Annotated in this window: 15 protein-coding genes and 1 pseudogene; 8 read left to right on the top strand and 8 right to left on the bottom strand. The window is 71.4% G+C overall.

The features are described 5' to 3' along the window. Positions 1-52 precede the first annotated feature (52 nt). A complete protein-coding gene (locus AC3AOF_RS32435) occupies positions 53-280 on the bottom strand; it encodes a hypothetical protein (RefSeq protein WP_236993279.1) in 228 nt (75 codons plus the stop codon). Between the two features lie 198 nt (positions 281-478). Then, a pseudogene (locus tag AC3AOF_RS32440) lies at positions 479-985 on the bottom strand (methyl-accepting chemotaxis protein); the annotation flags it as partial. Between the two features lie 363 nt (positions 986-1,348). On the opposite strand from AC3AOF_RS32440, the gene AC3AOF_RS32445 reads away from it, so the two are divergent. Beyond that, positions 1,349-2,431, top strand: coding sequence for a PAS domain-containing protein (locus AC3AOF_RS32445; protein WP_488349179.1), 1,083 nt, complete (start codon positions 1,349-1,351; stop codon positions 2,429-2,431). Between the two features lie 29 nt (positions 2,432-2,460). On the opposite strand, the gene AC3AOF_RS32450 is transcribed toward AC3AOF_RS32445, so the two are convergent. After that, complete coding sequence (locus tag AC3AOF_RS32450; RefSeq protein ID WP_236993277.1) at positions 2,461-2,787, bottom strand: hypothetical protein; 327 nt, start codon at positions 2,785-2,787, stop codon at positions 2,461-2,463. Between the two features lie 496 nt (positions 2,788-3,283). Here AC3AOF_RS32450 and AC3AOF_RS32455 point away from each other — a divergent pair, with 496 nt between their 5' ends. Next, positions 3,284-5,503 carry a methyl-accepting chemotaxis protein gene (locus AC3AOF_RS32455; protein ID WP_488349180.1) on the top strand — a complete coding sequence of 740 codons (2,220 nt, stop codon included), beginning with the start codon at positions 3,284-3,286 and terminating at the stop codon, positions 5,501-5,503. A 394-nt stretch (positions 5,504-5,897) separates the two neighbouring features. On the opposite strand, the gene AC3AOF_RS32460 is transcribed toward AC3AOF_RS32455, so the two are convergent. From AC3AOF_RS32460 to AC3AOF_RS32470, 3 genes are read right to left on the bottom strand one after another with little or no spacing between them, the layout of a single operon-like run. Continuing rightward, entirely contained in the window at positions 5,898-6,251 is a 354-nt protein-coding gene (locus AC3AOF_RS32460; RefSeq protein ID WP_236993275.1) for a cupin domain-containing protein, read from the bottom strand. A 23-nt stretch (positions 6,252-6,274) separates the two neighbouring features. Continuing rightward, positions 6,275-8,152, bottom strand: a complete 1,878-nt coding sequence (locus AC3AOF_RS32465; RefSeq protein ID WP_488349181.1) for a TRAP transporter large permease — start codon at positions 8,150-8,152, stop codon at positions 6,275-6,277. Between the two features lie 11 nt (positions 8,153-8,163). Beyond that, entirely contained in the window at positions 8,164-9,189 is a 1,026-nt protein-coding gene (locus AC3AOF_RS32470) for a TRAP transporter substrate-binding protein (RefSeq protein ID WP_236993273.1), read from the bottom strand. Between the two features lie 88 nt (positions 9,190-9,277). Between AC3AOF_RS32470 and AC3AOF_RS32475 the strand changes: the two genes are divergently transcribed. After that, positions 9,278-9,946: a GntR family transcriptional regulator gene (locus AC3AOF_RS32475; protein ID WP_236993272.1), complete on the top strand. Its 669-nt coding sequence runs from the start codon at positions 9,278-9,280 to the stop codon at positions 9,944-9,946. Here AC3AOF_RS32475 and AC3AOF_RS32480 read toward each other — a convergent pair. Further along, a complete protein-coding gene (locus AC3AOF_RS32480) occupies positions 9,925-10,191 on the bottom strand; it encodes a hypothetical protein (protein WP_236993271.1) in 267 nt (88 codons plus the stop codon). The two genes, AC3AOF_RS32475 and AC3AOF_RS32480, sit on opposite strands and share 22 nt — an antisense overlap. A gap of 327 nt (positions 10,192-10,518) precedes the next feature. Between AC3AOF_RS32480 and AC3AOF_RS32485 the strand changes: the two genes are divergently transcribed. From AC3AOF_RS32485 to ugpB, 3 genes are all read left to right on the top strand, one after another. Continuing rightward, complete coding sequence (locus AC3AOF_RS32485) at positions 10,519-11,010, top strand: DUF992 domain-containing protein (RefSeq protein ID WP_236993270.1); 492 nt, start codon at positions 10,519-10,521, stop codon at positions 11,008-11,010. Between the two features lie 98 nt (positions 11,011-11,108). After that, entirely contained in the window at positions 11,109-13,430 is a 2,322-nt protein-coding gene (locus tag AC3AOF_RS32490) for a sensor histidine kinase (RefSeq protein WP_236993269.1), read from the top strand. Between the two features lie 109 nt (positions 13,431-13,539). Continuing rightward, positions 13,540-14,862: a sn-glycerol-3-phosphate ABC transporter substrate-binding protein UgpB gene (ugpB, locus tag AC3AOF_RS32495; protein ID WP_488349182.1), complete on the top strand. Its 1,323-nt coding sequence runs from the start codon at positions 13,540-13,542 to the stop codon at positions 14,860-14,862. Positions 14,863-15,122: 260 nt separating this feature from the next. On the opposite strand, the gene tnpC is transcribed toward ugpB, so the two are convergent. Continuing rightward, complete coding sequence (tnpC, locus tag AC3AOF_RS32500; protein WP_236993540.1) at positions 15,123-16,406, bottom strand: IS66 family transposase; 1,284 nt, start codon at positions 16,404-16,406, stop codon at positions 15,123-15,125. A 122-nt stretch (positions 16,407-16,528) separates the two neighbouring features. Between tnpC and AC3AOF_RS32505 the strand changes: the two genes are divergently transcribed. Both AC3AOF_RS32505 and msrB read left to right on the top strand, forming a co-directional pair. Continuing rightward, complete coding sequence (locus AC3AOF_RS32505; RefSeq protein ID WP_488349455.1) at positions 16,529-17,434, top strand: AEC family transporter; 906 nt, start codon at positions 16,529-16,531, stop codon at positions 17,432-17,434. A 123-nt stretch (positions 17,435-17,557) separates the two neighbouring features. After that, on the top strand, positions 17,558-18,004 hold the full coding sequence (gene msrB / locus AC3AOF_RS32510) for a peptide-methionine (R)-S-oxide reductase MsrB (protein ID WP_488349183.1): 447 nt from the start codon (positions 17,558-17,560) through the stop codon (positions 18,002-18,004). Positions 18,005-18,192 lie beyond the last annotated feature (188 nt).

Below are 18,192 nucleotides of genomic sequence, written 5' to 3' on the forward strand. Positions count from 1 at the left end.
TCACGCGCAGGGTCACGGTCACGCACGGGATCACGCCTGGCGGCGGACCGGCTCATCGAATCCGGTCCCAGGGCTGGGGCATCGTGGGTGAGACCGGGATCTCGGCGGGTGTGCCCGGCGGCACACCGACCGGCTCGTCCTCGCGCGGCAGAACCGGCGAGACCGGGATTCCCGCCGGCTCCGGCACGGGCACTTCCGGCGGTTCGGCCGGCCGGGCCGGAGCCGGATAGGGGTCGGCCGGCGTCGGCCACACTGAGGGATCGCCCGACATCATCGACATGGCCTCCGGCATCGTCCCCGAGCGTGGAGCGCACCCGGCCGTGCCGCCTTGTTCCAGATCAAGCGGCGACGACCGCTGGACCAGCCGTCCCGCGCCGGCCTGCCAGGCAACGGTCCCGCCCGGTCGGCGGGCTCATCCGGCCATGCTACGGGAGGCGTCGCGGACCAGGCGGGCCGCGTCGTCAACCGCCCGGGTCGAGGAGGCCCGCGCGGTCTGGGCCGCGAGGCTCTTCACCTCGGCGGCGACGACCGCGAAACCCTTGCCGGATTCGCCGGCCCGGGCCGCCTCGATGCTGGCGTTCAGCGCCAGCAGGTTGGTCTGGCCGGCGATCTGGTCGATCGTCTCCACGACCTCGCCGATGCGCTGGGCGGCCGCCGCGAGGCCGGTCACCACCGCCGAGGTGGCCTCGGCCTGACCGACGGCGCGCCGCGTCACCTCCAGCGACCGCCCGACCTGCTGGCTGATCGCCCCGACCGACGCGGCGAGTTCCTCGGCCCCCGCGGCGACGCTCTGGGTGTTGCCCGTGGCCTGCTCGGCGGCGCTCGCCGCGGTCACGGCCTGCCGGGAGGTCTGCGAGACCGCAGCCGCGATGCCGTCGAGGTCGCGGTCGATGCCGTGGTGGAGTTCCGCCTGCCGCAGCCGCCGCTCCACGGCCGCCGTGACGTCGACGGCAAACTCGACCACCTTCATCAGGCGGCCGGATGCGTCGATTTGAGTGCAGGACTCCCCAGCAGCATCATCGTCCCCATCCGCGAAACGGGGTCTTCGCCCCTCCCGCCCGCAGATTGCATCCCTGCCGACTGCCGGACCCTAAACGAGGACCCGCAAAAGCAGGCATATGCCGGGATGGTCGACCGGCATTTCCGCTCATTCTCCGGACGCCCGGAACCGGGACCGGCAAATTTGAAAGATTTCCCATCGATGACATGACGTTGCGGCAGGATTGGAGCGGCAGGTACGCCGGTACGCCCTCGCCCAATCCACGATTCGATGCATTTAAGCTTTCCTTAATGGCCCGAATGGCATGAAACCCGCCACTGCGACGCCCGGACGGACAGAGGTGGAGAGATGCCGACGCGTGCCCTGATGCGAGCGCCCCCGACGCAGGCCGCCCCGCACGCCTTCTCCTCGCGCCACTTCCTCAAGCTCATCGAGGATACCGGCAAGGTCGGCTTCTGGTCGTCCGACCTGCATTCCGAGCGGCTGACCGCCTCGCCCGGCCTGTACCGCATCCTGGGGCTCGACCCGGCCACCGAGATGACGTTCGGCTTCGGGCTCGACATGATCCACCCCGACGACCAGGCCGCCCACCGCGACCAGATCGAGGTCCTCCGCTCCGGCCAGGCGGTGAGCCGCGAGTTCCGCATCGTCCGGCCGGACCGGACCCAGCGCTGGATCCTCCACCATGCCGAGGCGATCCTCGGCCCGGACGGCGCCCCCTGCCGCGGCATGGGCGTGGTGTTCGACGTGACGGCCCAGCACGATACGGCGCGCGCCCTGCTGCAGCGGCACGACCGGCTGAACGCCCTGATCGCCGCCACCGCGTCGGTGTTCTGGGTCAACAAGGCCAACGGCGAGCCGAGCGAGATGCCGCAATGGATGGCGCTCACCGGCCAGACCCACGCGCAGATGCAAGGCCTCGGCTGGCTCGACGCCGTCCACCCCGACGACCGCCCCCGGACGCTGGCGGCCTGGACGACGGCGGTGGAGCATACGGCGCCCTACAACACGGATTACCGGGTCCTGTGCGCGGACGGGATCTACCGCTGGTTCAACGCCCGCGGCGCCCCGGTCCTCAACCGCGACGGCTCGGTACGGGAATGGGTCGGGGTCTGCCTCAACGTCCCGGGCCGGACCCGCTACGGCGCCGCCGCGCCCGAGACGCCGCCGGCCCCAGGACCTGCCCCGGCCGGCACCGAGGGACTGACCCCCGGCCAGGTCCGGGCCGCCCGCGGCATGGCGGGCCTGTCGAAGGAGGAACTGGCGAGGCTCGCCGACGTCTCGATCTCGACCGTCAACCGGCTGGAGGATTCCGGCTCCGTCGTCCGGCCCCGCGCCGACACCGTCCTGGCGGTGCGCCGCGCCCTGGAGAGAACCGGGATCGTCTTCACCTTCGAGCCCTGCGTGAAGCCCGGCCTGCGCGAGGCGTGACGCCACGGGCCCCGGCGATGCGGTGAGCCTCACTCCCGGCGCGCGCTTCCGGGCGGGCCGTGCATCAGGTCGGTATCGATCCACCGCATCACGGTCTGCACGATCTGCGCCGTGGCGAGGGCCGCCTCGCAGAGCCGGCACGAGACGGGGTCTCCGTCCGGCAAGGCGGCGACGACCCGCCGAACGTCGTCCCCGAGGACTTCCAGCGCCTGCGCCAGCGACTCCGACAGGCCGGCGATCTGCACGCGCCGGGAGCCGAGATCGACGCCGGCCCGCGCATCGCGCTCCAGCTGGGCGCAGAGGCGCAGGGCGCCGTCCGGCGTGAGGTGGAGCGGGAGGACCCGAACGTTGGTCATGACGGACCGATCTCCCGGATGGTCGCACCCCGTTCCCCGATCGACGCCGCAACGGCGACCAGGCTCGCCGCGCAGGGGGCGACGCCGATGAGGGCGGCCGGACGGAGAGCCCGAGGTCGCAATGATGGAACCATGACCGTGATCACGAGAACAAGCGGCATGTCGTCGATGGTCGCGAACGGCGATTAACGAACAACGACTCTTTGTCATTCCTTGTCGTCGTGACGTGACACGATTTCTCGCATTGCCGCTCATCGAACGACGCCGGACGGCGCCGGCTTCCGCGACGATCAAACGCGCATTGATCTGGATCAAACCGCAAAGACAGGAAAAACAACTCACTTGATACATTGGTCTAAAGCCAATTTAAGGACCTGTTAGAGGATTACCTTCGACAGTCTCCGGGCCACACCGGCGACCGGATGACGATCGTCCCCGTCCCGAAGCAGCCGTCCGGGTTGCGTCCGCGGTGTCGCGAGCATCGTCGAGGTCCGCCATGAACCAACTGGCCCGCCCCCCGCGCGGCACGTATCGCTCGATCAAGGTCAAGATCATCGCCGTCTCGGGCATCTGCGTCAGCCTGACCGCCTTCGGCCTGGTCGGCTACGGCCTCTACGCGGCGACGAGCACCGGCGCCCTGGTGGCGGCCTCGACCGAGGAGATCCTCGACCGCAAGAGCAAGGAGAACCTGCAGGCGGTCGCGGCCAACCAGGCGACGACGATCCAGACCAAGCTCGACTTCGCCTTCGCGGCCGCGCGCAACACCGCCGGAGCCCTGGAGGTGATCGGGACCGGCAAGAGGAGCGCGACCCGCGAGGGCCTGCGCCGCCAGCAGCTCAACGACGTCCTGCTCGGGGTCCTGCGGCGGAACAGCGACTTCAACGGCACCTACGCCGCCTGGGAGCCCGACGCCCTCGACGGCGCCGACGACGCCTACATCGACCGGGCCGACATGGGCTCGGACCATACCGGCCGCGCCCTGCCCTACTGGACGCGGGGCGCGGACGGAACGGTCGCGCTGCAGCCGCTGGTCGAGTACGACAGCCGCGCCCTGCATCCGAACGGCGTGATGAAGGGCGGCTGGTATCTCGGCCCGAAGGAGACGAGGCGCGAGAGCCTGCTCGCGCCCCTGCCCTACATCGTCCAGGGCAAGCCGGTCGTCCTCGCGACGATCTCGGTGCCGATCCTGTCCGACGGCCGGTTCATGGGCGTGGCCGGCACCGATTTCGACCTCGCCTTCGTCCAGCGCGCCGTCGAGGCGGTGAACGCCTCGCTCTATGAGGCCAAGGGCTCCGTGGCGATCGTCACGCAGGGCGGGCTGGTCGTCGCCTCGAGCCGCCACGCCGCCGGGATCGGGGCGCCGTTGAGCAAGACCGATGCGAGCTGGGAGACCTACGGCGAGGTGCTGCGCGCCGGACGCCGCTTCGTCGGGCACGATGCCGCCTCGGACGAGATCCGGGTCGTCACCCCGATCACGCTGGGGCGGACCGGCGAGACCTGGTCGGTGCTGATCTCCGTGCCCCGCGCCCTGGTCATGGACGATGCCGCTCGGCTCGGCGCCATGCTGTCGGAGCGCGCGCGCCAGGATCTCCTGTGGCAGCTCGGCGCCGGCGCGGCGGTGGCGCTCCTCGCCCTGGCGATCATGTACGCCTTCTCCGGCAGCATCACCACGCCGATCAAGCGCCTGACCCAGGCCCTGCACGGCATGGCGCAGGGTGAAGTGACGACGGGAATCGCCGGCGCGGATCGGGCCGACGAGATCGGCGACATCGCCCGCGCCGTCGACCGGATCCGGGAGCTGACCGAGGAGGACGCGGCGCGGCGCGCCGACCTCGCCGAGGCGGACCGGCAGCGGCTCGAGGCGGAGCGCCGGCGCGCCCTGCACGCGATGGCCCGGGCCTTCGAGGAGGCGGTCGGGGGCATCGTCGGGGCGGTCTCGGCCTCCGCGACCGAGCTCCAGGCCACCGCCGGCGCCATGGCGCAGAATGCCGCGCAGACCGCCGACCGGTCCGGGAGCGCGGCCGGCGCGGTGCGCGAGGCGGCGGCCAATGTCGGCACGGTGGCGGCGGCGGCGGAGGAACTCGGCGGCTCGGTGCAGGAGATCGGCCGCCAGGCGGGCGGCTCGGCGAACCTCGCCCGGGACGCCGCCGAGGAGGCCGCCCGGACCGAGAGCCTGGTGCGCGAGTTGAGCGGCATCGCCGCCCGGGTCGGCGACGTCGTCGGGATGATCGGCACGATCGCCGGCCAGACCAACCTGCTGGCCTTGAACGCCACGATCGAGGCGGCGCGGGCCGGCGAGGCGGGGCGCGGCTTCGCGGTCGTCGCCGCCGAGGTCAAGGAACTCGCCAACCAGACCACCCGGGCGACGGAGGAGATCGGCGGCCAGATCGGCCGGATCCAGGGCGCGACCGGCCAGGCGGTGACCGCGATCGGCGGCATCGCGGCCCGGATCCAGGAGATGAGCCGGGTCGCCACGGCGATCGCCGCGGCGGTCGAGGAGCAGGGCGCGGCGACGCAGGAGATCGTGCGCAACGTCAGCCAGGCCGCGGCCGGGACGAGCGCGGTGACCGCCCACGTCACCGGCGTGGCCGGCGCCGCCGAGGAGACCGGCGCCGCCGCGTCCCAGGTCCTGACCGCGGCGACCGAGCTGTCGCGCCAATCCGAGCAACTCGGCGCCGAGGTGGACCGCTTCCTCGCCACGGTCCGGGCGGCATGAAACCCGCCGGACCGGTTGTCCCACCCTCGACCTCATCCTGAGGTGAGAGCGAAGCGAACCTCGAAGGAGGGCTCCAGAAATCGCGGAGCCGTCTGGAGGCCTCCTTCGAGGCTCCCTACGGTCGAATGCGATCTTCGATCGCCAGCGCCTCAGGATGAGGCGAGAGGGTAGGACGGCTTCACCTGCACCAATTCTTGGATGCAAAATCTTGCTCGAACAAACTCTAATGATGAGGTGGCGGACCATGTTGATAATTTATATCAATTAACCGTCAACTATAGCTTGCAATATCATGACGAAAATGACGTTATTTATGGCGATTTATTAAAATATTTTCAGTTTTTCAAAATCATGTCGCGATCGGGAAAGGCGGACGTGCCTATGAACTCTCCTATCACTGACCGTTCTCCGGGACGAAATCCTCCCGCATCGGCGTGAACACGTCGGTCAATGCGCCGGCCTCGACCGCGACGGCGGAGTGGACGGCGCCGGAGGGAACGAGGAAGGTGTCGCCGGCCACGAGCCGCGCGGTCTCGCCTGCGATGGTGATGTCGAACACGCCTCGCTCCACCAGCGTGCATTGCACGTGCGGGTGGGAGTGGGCCGGGCCGACCGCACCGGCCTCGAAGGCGACCCGCACCAGCATCACGCCCGCGTCGTAGGCCAGCACCTGCCGGCGCACGCCCTCCCCGGCCGGCTCCCAGGCGATCTCCGCGCCCCGGGTGAAGACCTGTCCGCACCGTTCCATCCGGTCCTCCGTCACGACGCCCGTCACTTCACGAAGCCCATGCTGCGAGGCAGCCACAGGGTGATCTCCGGCACGAGGGCGATCAGCACCAGGCAGGCGGAGAGCAGGAGCAGATACTTGGCGATCGGCCGCACCGTCTCCTCCAGCGAGACGCCGCCGACCGCGCAGGCGGTGTAGAGGCCGAGGCCCAGCGGCGGCGCGAACAGGCCGAGCCCCATCGCGATGATGAGCACGATGCCGTAATGCAGGGGCGCGATGCCGAAGCACTGCGCCACCGGCAGGAGCAGCGGCCCGAAGATGATCAGCGCCGGCGCGCCCTCGAGCGCCGCCCCCATGACCACGAGCAGCGCGATCGACACCAGCAGGAAGATCCAGGCGCCGCCGCCGTGGCTGAGCGCGATCATCGCCTCGGCGAGCGCGTGCGGGACCTGGTTGATGGTGAGCGAGAACGCGATGGTCTGCGAGGCCGCAACCACGAACAGGATCATGCCGGCGAGCGTCGCCGAGCGCACGAACAGGTCGGCGAGGGCCCGCAACGAGAGTTCGCGGAAGCACAGGATGCCGACCACGATCGCGTAGACCACCGCGAAGGCGCCGATCTCGGTCGCGGTGGCGAAGCCCGAGCGGTAGCCGCCGAAGATGATGACGATCACCCCGAGGCTGACCGCGCTCGACCACAGCAGGTGGCGCAGGCCGTGATGCGAGCGCTCGACCGGGGCCGGGCGCGTGCGGGCCGAGAACACCACCACCCCGGCGACGAGGGCGGCGGCCATCAGCAGGGCCGGCAGGATGCCGGCGGCGAACAGCCCGCCGATCGAGATGTTCGCCACGTAGCCGAGGATGATGAGGTTGATGCAGGGCGGGATCGTCTCGGCCATGATGGCGCTGGCGGCGAGCAGCGCCACGCCCTCGCGCGGGTCCTGGCCGGAGCGGCGCATCGCCGGCACCGTCACGGTGCCGACCGCGGTCACGTCGGCGAGCTTCGAGCCGGAGATGCCGGAAAACAGCACCATGGCGAGGATCGTCACGATGCCGAGGCCGCCCCGCCGCTCGCCGATGGCCCGGCGCAGCAATTCGATCAGCCGCACCGACATCCCGTTCACCTCCATGGCGAGGCCGGTGAGGACGAAGAACGGGATCGCCAGCAGCACGAAGTTGTCGATGCCGCTCGACGCCTGCTGGGCGAAGACCGCCGGGTCGATGCCGCCGTCGGAGACGAGGAACACCAGCGCGCCGACCGAGAGCGCGAAGGCGATCGGGATGCCCGAGCCCAGGGCCACGGCGAAGGCGAGGAGCAGGAGCGCGAGCGGGCTCGGCGCCGCATCGGGCAGGAGGATCGTCCAGCCCGCGACGAGGCCCGCGAGCCCCGCGAGCGCCAGCGCGGCCATGCCGACGTCGCGCCCGCGGAGGTCCGCGAGCCGCGCGGCGATGAACACCGCCATGCAGGCCCCGCCGACCACCAGCGGATAGATGAACAGGTTCTGCGGCAGGCCGAACGGCGTCACTTGCGTCGCCGCGGTCGCCGCGTAGGACAGGGCGCAAGCCGCGAGCGCCAGGGCGACGCCGAGTTCGACGAGGAGGCCGGCCGCCTCCATCACGGCGCCGACCGCCGGCGGCACCGCGTCGCGCAGGATGCGGATGCCGACATGGCGCCCATGCGCCACCGCCGCCGCGCCGCCCAGGAACGCCACGACGATGAGCAGCATGCGGGCGACCTCGTCGGCCCATTCGAGCGAATCGCCGGTGGCGAAGCGCCACAGCACGGCGGCGGCCACGACCCCGAGGTCGGCGAGCAGCGCCAGGGCCGCCAGCGCCTGCACGGCGCGCAGGAGGCTCGCGACGATCGCGGCGGGCAGGGACGCGCGGGCCGGAAGGGCGGCCGCGCCGGTCTCGACGACCATGGGCGGGTTCCTCAGGCCTGGGTGATCGCCGCCAGGATCGGCTTCGTCGCCGGGTAGGCCTTGGCGAACTCGTCCCAGAGCGGCGTCACCAGGGCACGGAAGGCGGTGCGGTCGCAGTCGTGGATGCCGACGCCGTTGCCCTTCAGGGTCGCCAGCGCCCTCGCCTCGATCGCGGCGGCCTGGCCGCGCTGGAACGCGGTCGCCTCCGCGGCGGCGGAGAGGAAGGCGTCGCGATGCGCCGCCGGAACCTTGGCGAAGGCCCGGTTGCCGATGACGATCGTCTGCGGGTTGCAGATGTGCCGGGTGAGCGTGACGTGTTTGGCCACCTCGTAGGCCTTGATGGCGAGGATCGTCGGCGCGTCGTGCTCCATCCCGTCGATCACCCCGGTCTGGAGCGCGGTGTAGACCTCGCCGAGGGACATGGGGGTCGGCGAGGCGCCCATGGCGCGCAAGGTGGCGACGAAGTTCGCCACCGGCAGCACCCGGATCTTCTTCCCCTTCATCGCCGCCGGGGTCTCGGCGGCCTCGCGCGCCGTGACGTTGCGGCCGCCCAAGCTGTAGCCCCAGCTCAGCACCTTCACGCCGATCCGGTCGGAGAAGATCCGGTCGAGCTGCTGGCCCGCCGGCCCGTCGAGGATCGGCCCGGCGCTCTCCATGGTCGGGAAGAGGTAGCCGAGATCGAGGACGCCGATCTCCGGCGCCAGCGTCGACCAGATCGAGGAGCCGGAGATCATCATGTCGACGACGCCGAGCTTCACCGAGCCGACGACGTCCGATTCCTTGCCGAGCTGGTTGTCGGGAAAGTAGCGCACCTGCACGGCGTCGCCGGTCTTGGCCTTCAGGCTCGCGGCGAAGCGGTCGTACCAGAGCCAGTGGGCCGAGTTCGGATCGGCGGGCAGCGAGGAGGAGAGCCGCAGGGTGACCGGCGCGGCCCTGGCAGGGCCGGCCCGCAGCAGGGCGGCGGCCGGGAGCGCGCCGAGGCCGAGCGCGACGGTGCGGCGGGTGAGGCGACCTGGAAAGGGGAGACTCGGGGTCATGTTATCCTCCCTTCAGCCGGCGCCCTTCTGGTGGGGCGTCCGACTTGTATGGTAGTGTATGCATATCGCGCGGAGGCTGTGAAGCGGAATGATCGAGGTGACGACGGGCTCGGCGGCGGAGCGGGTGGAGGCGTCGCTGCGGCGCTCGATCATCGCGCTCGACGTGCTGCCGGGCACGCGGCTGTCGGAGCAGGAGATCGCCGCCCGCCACGGCGTCTCGCGCCAGCCGGTGCGCGAGGCGTTCATCGGACTCTCCCGCACCCGCCTGGTGGAGGTGCGCCCGCAGCGCGGGACGGTGGTGACCAAGATCTCGGTCTCGCAGCTGATGCAGGCGCGCTTCGTGCGCGAGGCGATCGAGATCGCGGTGGTGCGGCGCGCCTGCGAGACCTTCGATCCGACGAGCCGGCGGCGGATCGACGACCTCCTGGCGCTGCAGGAGGAGCGGGCGGCGGCGGGCGACCATGCGGGATTCCAGCGCGCCGATTCGCTGTTCCACGCGGCGCTCGCCGAGGGGGCGGGCTGCGCGCTCGCCTGGGAGGCGGTGCAGGACGTGAAGGCGCATCTCGACCGCGCCTGCCAGCTTACGCTCGCCGACGCCGCCGCGATGCTGCCCCTGGTGGAGCAGCACCGCGCGATCCTCGCCGGCATCGACGCCCGCGCCCCGGAGGAGGCCGAGGCGGCGCTGCGCCACCACCTGTGGGAGATCGTGCGCGCCCTGCCGCGGGCCGAGGCGCGCTACCCGGATCTGTTCGAGTAGGCGGCGCCCTCGGCCCGCGGCCGGTCGAGCGCCGCCTCGGTCCCGAGGAGCGCCGCGAGTTCGCGCGCTGACTTGGCGGCGGCCGCGGCGCAGCGCATCGCGCAGCGATAGCCGGCGAGGTCGTTCTCGGTCAGCCGCTCGGCGGCGGCCGCGAAGAACATGGCCGCCAGTTCCATGCATTCGGCCGCGCAATGCCGGATCATCTCCGGCGTCCCGTGCGCGGGGCCGGCCGCTGGCTCGTCCATCGCTCTCCCATCCGGCACGCGGTCCGGCGCCCGCACCGGGCAAGTCCGTCGGGCGGGGTGATCTGGCCCGCCGCGCCGCGCCGGGCAAGCCCGCGCGACGACGCGGGCATCGATGCCGCGAGCCGGGACCGGCCGCGGCCTCTCCTCGGACAATGCATCGCGCTCCACTCGGAAGAGTCTCTCTGTCGTTCACGTCCGCGCACGCAACATTCGACGGAATAGTCGTGAAACCGAACCGACGTAGTGAACGCCCCGCTTCAGTCCGGGGCCGATGACGGCGCAAGACGCCATGAAGAGTCGAGCCCGGCACCCGCAGGATCCACGTCCATGAACGCCATCGCCATCGCCGTCACGGCTGCCGTCGTCGCCGGCAGCGCGGCTTTTGCCCATGGCAGCCGGCCGGCGCCGCCGCAGAAACGGGCCGGCACGCTGACCTGCACCACGCGGGCGACGGCCGGCCTCGTCTTCGGCCTGACGCCGGTCGCCGATTGCACCTTCGTGGCGAGCCGCGGCGGGTTCCGGCAATCCTACGTCGCCCTGTTCTCCCCCGCCCATCGCGTCCGCGACACGTCGGTGCCGGAGACGATCCGGTGGGACGTGATCACGAAGGACGGCTTCAGCCGCCCGGGCATGCTCGGCGGCGCCTTCGACACCCTGACGGACCGGCCCGAGATCAGCCGCCTCTCGGGCGCGACGGCCTCCCGGGGCGGGCCCGTCACCCTGAGGCTCGTCGGTCATTCGGGGCAGCGGATCGCGAACTTCGCGCTCGGCACTCCGCGGGTCGGCTTCGCGGCGGCGACGGACGTTCTGGTGCGGTGAGCCTCGCGGCACGCGTGATCGCAACGGCCTGCTGGACAACGAACGACCGGTTTTGCCAGAGTTGCGCCCCCTCCTCCCGCCACGAGCCTCGTTCCAGGGTGCGCCTCCTCCGATCTTACGGCGTCGCCCGCCGGGTGTTCATCGTCGGCGCCATTCCGGTCGTCGTCGCGATGGTCATCGCCGTGGCGGCCTGGCTGCTCCTGATCGAGGCGGAGCGGGCGCGCGACGGGGCGGTTCTGTCGAGCGAGACGGTCCACACCTTCACGCTCCTCAACAAGGCCCGCGACGACTATGTGGGCCGGCCGGCGGGCGCCGGGGCGGCGGCGCGCGACCGCTTCGCGGCGCTGGCGGCGAAGGCCGCGAGCCAGCTCGGCCAGCTCGAAGGGGTCGCCCGGATGCAGGACCAGGCGGCGCTGATCGGCACCGTCCGGCAGGACCTCGCCGCCCAGGTCGACGAGATGCGCCGGCTGGCGCAGCTGGAGGGCGAGATCGAGATCGCCGCGGCGGGCATCGCGCGGCGGGCCGACCGGCTCGTGGCGCTGACCGACACCGAGCGCCGCCGGCAGCAGGACGAGAATGCGCGCCTGGTCGCGGTCCTCACCGCCCGGGACGACGCGCTCGAGCGCAACCAGCGGGTCGTCAGCGCGCTGCGCGACCTGCGCGAGGCGATCTCGGCGGTCGAGCTCAACAAGACCCGGATCGGCCAGCCCGTGTTCCAGATCGAGTTCGACGAGCTCGCCGCCGACATCCGGCTCCTCGACGAGACGGGGACGCGGCTGACCGCCGTCCTCGCCGGCCAGCCCGAGGCCGGCCAGCTGACCGCGCTGCTGCGCTCCTACCGGGCGCGGAGTCAGAGCGACGCCGGCTTGAACCGCGTCATCGCCGAAGGGTTCGAGCTGACCCGGGCGACGCAGTCGGGCCACGCCCTGATCGCCTGGTGCGACCGGCTGATCCGCGAGACCGTCGACGCGCAGCGGCGGCTCCAGGCCGAGGTCGCCGCCTTGATCCGGCATTCGGTGACGTCGAACGAGGCGGAACTCGCGACGCAAGGGATCACGCTCGCGGCGTTGCGGCTCGCGCAGCAATCCGCCTCCGCCCTCGACCGCCGCAGCGCCGAGGAGGCGGCCGCCGTCGTGGCCGAGGGCGCGGAGCTTGCCGGCCGCGCCGAGGGCCTGACGGCGGCCTCGCCCCTCCCGGGCGACATGGCGACGGCGATCCGGGGCTGGCGCGCCCAGCTCGCCGCCACGGTCGATCGGGTGCGGGAGCAGCAGGCGGCGATCGCCGCGATGAACGGCGGTGACGCGAGGCTCGGCGCGAATGCGCAGGCGCTCAACCGCGCCTTCGTCGACGATGCCGACCGCGTCGGCGCCGCGATCCGCCGGCTGCTGCTCGCCGGCGCGGCGGGGGCTCTGTTCCTCGGCACGGTCGCGGTGGTCAGCGTCGCGCGCTCGATCACGCGGCCTTTGCGCCTGCTCACCCGCAACGTGCTGCGGGCGACGACGGATCCGGGCATCGTGCGGGTCGGCCTCGCCTCCCGGCGCGACGAGCTCGGCGACATCGCCCGCGCCTCCGACACGTTCCTCGCTGAATTGCGGCGGCGGGAGGAGGGCTGGCGGGAGGCCGCGCAGCGCGCCGACGCGGCGCTCGCGACCCTGCGCCAGGCCCAGGACGACCTCGTGCGCTCCGAGAAGCTGGCCTCGCTAGGCCAGCTGGTGGCGGGCGTCTCGCACGAGATCAGCACGCCGCTCGGGATCGCGCTCACCACCTCGACCCAGGTCCAGAGCGAGTCGACGGCCTTCGAGGCCCTGGTCAACGAGAACCGGCTCTCGCGCTCGCGCCTGACGCAGCACGCCGCCCGGATGCGGGAGGGCGCGCAGCTGATGACCCAGAACCTGATGCGGGCCTCCGATCTGCTCTACAGCTTCAAGCAGGTCGCCTCCGACCAGGTCTTCGAGGAGCGGCGCGTGATCGATCTCGGGGCGTGGATCGAGGAGCTGCTGCGCAGCCTGCGCGCGCTGGCGCGGCCGGGCCGGCACGAGATCGCGGCGGACTGCCCGGAGGCCTTGAGCCTCGACACCTATCCGGGGGTGCTCGCCCAGGTGCTGACCAACGCGGTCAAGAACGCGATCGACCACGGCGCACGCGAGGGCCGCCCCCTGAGGGTCGTCGTTGCGGCGCGAGCCGAGCCGACGCGGGTGCTCGTCGAGATCAGCGACGATGGGGCGGGCATCGAGCCCCGGCACCTCGACCGCGTCTTCGACCCGTTCTTCACCACCGCGCGCGCCCGCGGCGGGACCGGTCTCGGCCTGCACATCATCCACAACCTGGTCGCGCATCGGCTGCACGGCAGCGTCGAGATCGGCAGCGTGGTCGGGCAGGGCACGTCCTTGCGCCTGCTGCTGCCGCGGCAGCTGGGTTAGAGCGCTTCACGATCGCGGCAATCGCGAAGCGCTCTCGGTCTTTGTCTGCCACATTTTCTTCGACGAACGGTATTCACTTCGTCGGAAAATGCCCTGGGGAGGACGGCCCATGTTTACAGGACGCATGATCGCGCGCCTCCTCGCCTGCTTTCTGGCGTTGTCGCCGGTCGCGGCCCGTGCCGTGACCGAGCTTCAGCTCTGGCACTCGCTCGACGGGGCGAACGGCGCCCTGGTGGCGCGCATCGCCGAGGAGTTCAACGCCTCGCAGAGCGGCTACCGGGTCGTCACGATCTACAAGGGGCCCTATGCCGAGACGATCAACGGCGGCATCGCGGCCTATCGCGCCGGGGCCGCGCCGCACATCCTGCAGGTCTTCGAGGTCGGCAACGGCACCATGGCGGCGGCGATCGGCGCGGTGAAGCCGGTCTCGGAGGTGATGGCCGCCGCCGGGCGGACGATCGCGCCGGACGCCTTCCTGCCGGTGATCGCCACGAACTACCTCGCCCGCGACGGCAGCATGCTGTCGCTGCCCTTCAACATCTCCGCCATGGTGATGTGGATCAACCTCGACCGCTACGAGGGCGCCGGGCTGGATCCCCACCACCTGCCCGAGACCTGGCCGCAGGTCTTCGCGGCCGCCCGCGCCCTGCAGCGTGCCGAGCCGTCCCGCTGCGCGCTCTCGACCGCCTGGCCCACCTGGGCGCATATCGAGCAGTTGTCGGCCTGGCACGGTAGACCGATCGCGACCCGGTCCAACGGGCTCGACGGTTTCGATGTCGAACTCGTCTTCAACAAGCCGTTCCAGGTCCGGCACCTGCAGAATATCGTCGATCTGTCCCGGGAGGGGGCGTTCCGCTACGCGGGCCGGACCAATCGCGGCGAGGCGCTGTTCGCATCGGGCGAGTGCGCCCTCTTCCTCACCTCGTCGAGCCTGTACGGGACGATCGCCGCGCAGGACCGGTTCCGGTGGACGATCCGGCCGATGCCGTATTACCCCGACGTGGTCGACACGCCCCGGAACGCCGTCCTGGGCGGCGGCTCGCTCTACGTCATGCAGGGCAAGACGACGCAGGACTACGAGGGCGTCGCCGCCTTCCTCGACTTCGTGCTGAGCTTCCCGGCGCAGGCGCTCCTCTACCGCAACACCGGCTACGTACCGGTGACGAAGGCCGCCCTCGCCGACGCGGAGGCGTCCGGCTTCTACGCCCGCCACCCGATGCTCCGGGTCGCCGTCGACGCGATCACGCGCCACCCGCCGACCCGCGACACGGCCGGCATCCGGCTCGGCAACATGCTGCAGATCCGCGACCTCTGGGCCGAGGAGATCGAGGCGGCGCTCGCCGGCACCAAGACGCCGCAGCACGCCCTCGACGACGCGGTGGCCCGCGGCGACGCGGTGTTGCGCCTCTTCCAGCGCCGGACCGCGCGGTGAGGGCTGTCGACGCTCCGCGCCCTGCCCCCGGTTCCCGTCCCGGGCGACATTGAGGGCCCGCGGGCGTTGCCGGGATCGTCGCCGGCATGCGACAGCCCGCATTCTCCGCTTGCCGGCCACGTCGCAGCACTCGCCTCCCCAGACCGGACCCCGACAGCATGTCGAACCTCGCGACGATCGCGTCGACGTAATTACCCAGGGGGTATTTTTCGGCACGCGCGTTTTCCGCCCCCCCCTCTTTCACTTGGAGGGGGGGTTGCTCAGGCGGTGATGGTCGCGAGCAGGGTGGTGAAGGGCGTGGCCTTGGTCCGGAGGGCGGCGGTGGCGACGACGGTGCGCACGTCTGCCTCGCCTTTGGCCGCCCACATCGCCCGATAGCCGTTTGTCACCTTGCGCTGGACCACGGCCGGCCGGAGGTCGCGCTCGCAGGCGTTGTTGGTCACGTCGACCTTCCCCGGGAAGGCCACGAAGGTCAGGAGCTGGTCGCGCGCCCGCTGCATCCGGGTCTGGAGCGCTCGGGTGAGGTCGCAGGTGGCGGGCACCTTCAGGAGGGCGTCGAGATCCCCCTCCAACTCGCGCCGTTTGCGCGCCAGGGTCGAGGCGGCCAACGCGGTCAGCCGGCGGGCGAGCCCGAAGGCGTTGTCGAGCCACCACTTGAACCGCAGGGCGAGCAGGTCGTCGCTGGCTTCGGCTGCATAGGCCACGTCGCGGGCGAGGTGCGCCAGGCAGGTCTGCTGGCGCTCGCCGTGTCCCTGCTGGGCCGAGTACCGGTCCGAGAGCCACACCAAAGGCCGGTGCCCGGCCATCACCTCGCCGACGACAGCAGCAGACCGGCTCGGGGCGGCGTGATGCACCACCGCCTCCTCGCAGCGGAACACCCAGTGCCAGCTGTTGGTGCCCTCGATCCGCACCCCGGTCTCGTCCGAGGCCACCACCGGCGCCTGCCGCAGACGCGCCAGCGCCGCGTCCCGGCCCCCGGCAAAGCAGCCTTGGGCGCGCCGCAGCACGTTCATCAGCCCGCCCTGGCTGAGCTTCAGCCCGAACAGGTCCGACAACGCCGCCTGCAACCGTTCGTAGGACAGCGCCTGGAAGGTCTTCAGGTAGGTCGCCACCGCGTGCAGCCGCGACCCGAAGGGTGTCGCGTCGGCTCCCGCCGGGCGTCGGGCGGCGACCCGGGTCCGGCAGGCCGGGCAGGTCACGCACAGGCGCCGGTGCTGCTCCACCACCGGGCGAACCAGCGGCAGGTCGATCCGCTCGTGCACGCTGACGACCTCGGCCGGAAGGTCGGCCGGCAGTGGTTCGCCGCACGACGAGCAGGCGCAGGGCCGATGCTCCACCACCTGATCCGGATCCGGGGTCAGCGCCCGCTTGTGGCCCTCATGCCCGGGCTTGGCCCCGCCGGGACGGGACTTCTCCCGCCTCTCCTTGCGATCCGTGGCCGGCGGCTTGGACGAGGTGCGCGAGGTCTTCTCCGGCCGGTGCAGCTTCAGCACCAGCTCGATCAGTTCCTCCTTGCTCAGGCGCTCCAAATCGCTGCGGCTCATCCCGACAGGGAATCAGCCAAACCATCAGACGGCAAGGGGGGGCGACATGACACCTAAGCCGCGACCGAGCCGCCCGTCACGGCACCCCCCTGGGTAATTACGCGTCGACGCTCGTCACCGTAATCCTTCCCGTCTTCGGCCTGATCGTGATCGGGCGCCTGATCGTCCGTTTCGGGATCGTCGACCGAAGCGAGACCAGGGGCCTGACCGGCCTGATCTTCTGGATCCTGCTGCCTTCGCTGCTGTTCCTGTCGATCGTCGGTGCCAGGACGGCGCCGCGCCTCGACGTGATCGCCGTCTACTTCTCGGTGGCGCTGCCGGTCTTCGCCCTGTCGGTCCTCCTCGGCCTCGCGCTCTTGCGCATGACGATCGCCCAGGCGGCGGTGTTCGGGCTGAACGGGGCGTTCGGCAATACCGTCCTGCTCGGCATCCCGATCGTCGGGGCGGTCTGGGGCGGCGCGGGGCTCGCCATCCTGCTGTCGATCATCGCCGCCCACTCGCTGCTCCTCTTGCCGGCGGCGACGGTCCTCGTCGAGCTCGACCGGGGCGGGCCGCAGCGGCGTCTCCTCGCCACGGTGCGGGACACGGTCGTCGGCAGCCTGAAGAATCCGATCATCTCGTCGATCCTGGCGGCCTCCGTCTGGAACGGGACCGGCCTCCCCGTCCCGGAGGCGCCCCGGCGGATGCTGGAACTCCTCGCCGGCGCGGCGCCGGCCCTCGCGCTGATCAGCCTCGGCGCCTCGCTCCCGGTCCTGCATCGGGGCCATGTCGGCCCGCCCGTCCTGCTCGCCGTCGTGATCAAGCTCGCGGTCATGCCGCTCTGCATGGCCCTGGCGGTGACCGTCGCGGGGATCCCGCAGCCGGCCGCGATCGTCATGGTGGTGACGGCCGCGCTGCCGACGGGCGCGAACGCGTTCCTCCTCGCGCACCGGTCGGGCGCGATGATGGAGGTCTCGGCCGCCACGGTGGTGGTCGCGACGATCGTCTCCGTCGCGACGCTCACCGCGATCGTCTCGCCCGCGTCCTGAACGGGGGCTCGACCTGCCGCATCCGTGCATCCCGCCCGTCACGCCGCGCATGACGGGACGGTCGTCGTCGCGGTGCGCAAGCGCCATATTGCGGTCGAACGAAGACGCCGCGGAGACAGCCGAATGCCGACCTACGAGAAGACCGACGCCGCCATCGCCCGGCTCACCCCCGAGCAATACCGCGTCACGCAGCAGAACGGGACCGAGCGGCCCGGGACCGGGGAGTACCTGGAGAACAAGAAGCCCGGAATCTACGTCGACATCGTGTCGGGCGAGCCGCTCTTCGCCTCCTCCGACAAGTACGAATCCGGCTGCGGCTGGCCGAGCTTCACCAAGCCGATCGAGCCGGCCCATGTCGCGGAGCTGCGCGACACCACCCACGGCATGATCCGGACCGAAATCCGCTCCAAGCACGGCGACAGCCATCTCGGGCACGTCTTCCCGGACGGTCCCCGGGACCGTGGCGGCCTGCGCTACTGCATCAACTCGGCCTCGTTGCGCTTCGTGCCCCGCGAGCGGATGGAGGACGAGGGCTACGGCGCCTATCTCGACCAGGTCGCGGAACGCTGAAGACGGCCGGCGGACGCGAGGCGGCGGATGGCGGCGGCCTGGAGGTCCTGCGATCCGATCGTGCGGTGAGGGTTTGTTTGCCTTGCGCGATGAAACCGCCGGGACATCGTCCGTTTCATGCCACCGGCCCGAGGTGCCGACGCATCGATTCGATCTCGGTCAAGCCCGAGATCGACGGTGCCGTGGCC

Source organism: Methylobacterium sp. 142-1Y (assembly GCF_057747795.1).

Excerpts from the sequence above, each read along its gene's own strand:
- AC3AOF_RS32465 (WP_488349181.1), bottom strand. The coding sequence starts at position 8,152 with ATGGTCGTCGAGACCGGCGCGGCCGCCCTTCCGGCCCGCGCGTCCCTG.
- AC3AOF_RS32445 (WP_488349179.1), top strand. The coding sequence starts at position 1,349 with ATGCCGACGCGTGCCCTGATGCGAGCGCCCCCGACGCAGGCCGCCCCG.
- msrB (WP_488349183.1), top strand. The coding sequence starts at position 17,558 with ATGCCGACCTACGAGAAGACCGACGCCGCCATCGCCCGGCTCACCCCC.
- AC3AOF_RS32475 (WP_236993272.1), top strand. The coding sequence starts at position 9,278 with ATGATCGAGGTGACGACGGGCTCGGCGGCGGAGCGGGTGGAGGCGTCG.
- tnpC (WP_236993540.1), bottom strand. The coding sequence starts at position 16,406 with ATGAGCCGCAGCGATTTGGAGCGCCTGAGCAAGGAGGAACTGATCGAG.
- AC3AOF_RS32485 (WP_236993270.1), top strand. The coding sequence starts at position 10,519 with ATGAACGCCATCGCCATCGCCGTCACGGCTGCCGTCGTCGCCGGCAGC.
- AC3AOF_RS32435 (WP_236993279.1), bottom strand. The coding sequence starts at position 280 with ATGTCGATGATGTCGGGCGATCCCTCAGTGTGGCCGACGCCGGCCGAC.
- AC3AOF_RS32460 (WP_236993275.1), bottom strand. The coding sequence starts at position 6,251 with ATGGAACGGTGCGGACAGGTCTTCACCCGGGGCGCGGAGATCGCCTGG.
- AC3AOF_RS32455 (WP_488349180.1), top strand. The coding sequence starts at position 3,284 with ATGAACCAACTGGCCCGCCCCCCGCGCGGCACGTATCGCTCGATCAAG.
- AC3AOF_RS32480 (WP_236993271.1), bottom strand. The coding sequence starts at position 10,191 with ATGGACGAGCCAGCGGCCGGCCCCGCGCACGGGACGCCGGAGATGATC.
- ugpB (WP_488349182.1), top strand. The coding sequence starts at position 13,540 with ATGTTTACAGGACGCATGATCGCGCGCCTCCTCGCCTGCTTTCTGGCG.
- AC3AOF_RS32450 (WP_236993277.1), bottom strand. The coding sequence starts at position 2,787 with ATGACCAACGTTCGGGTCCTCCCGCTCCACCTCACGCCGGACGGCGCC.
- AC3AOF_RS32470 (WP_236993273.1), bottom strand. The coding sequence starts at position 9,189 with ATGACCCCGAGTCTCCCCTTTCCAGGTCGCCTCACCCGCCGCACCGTC.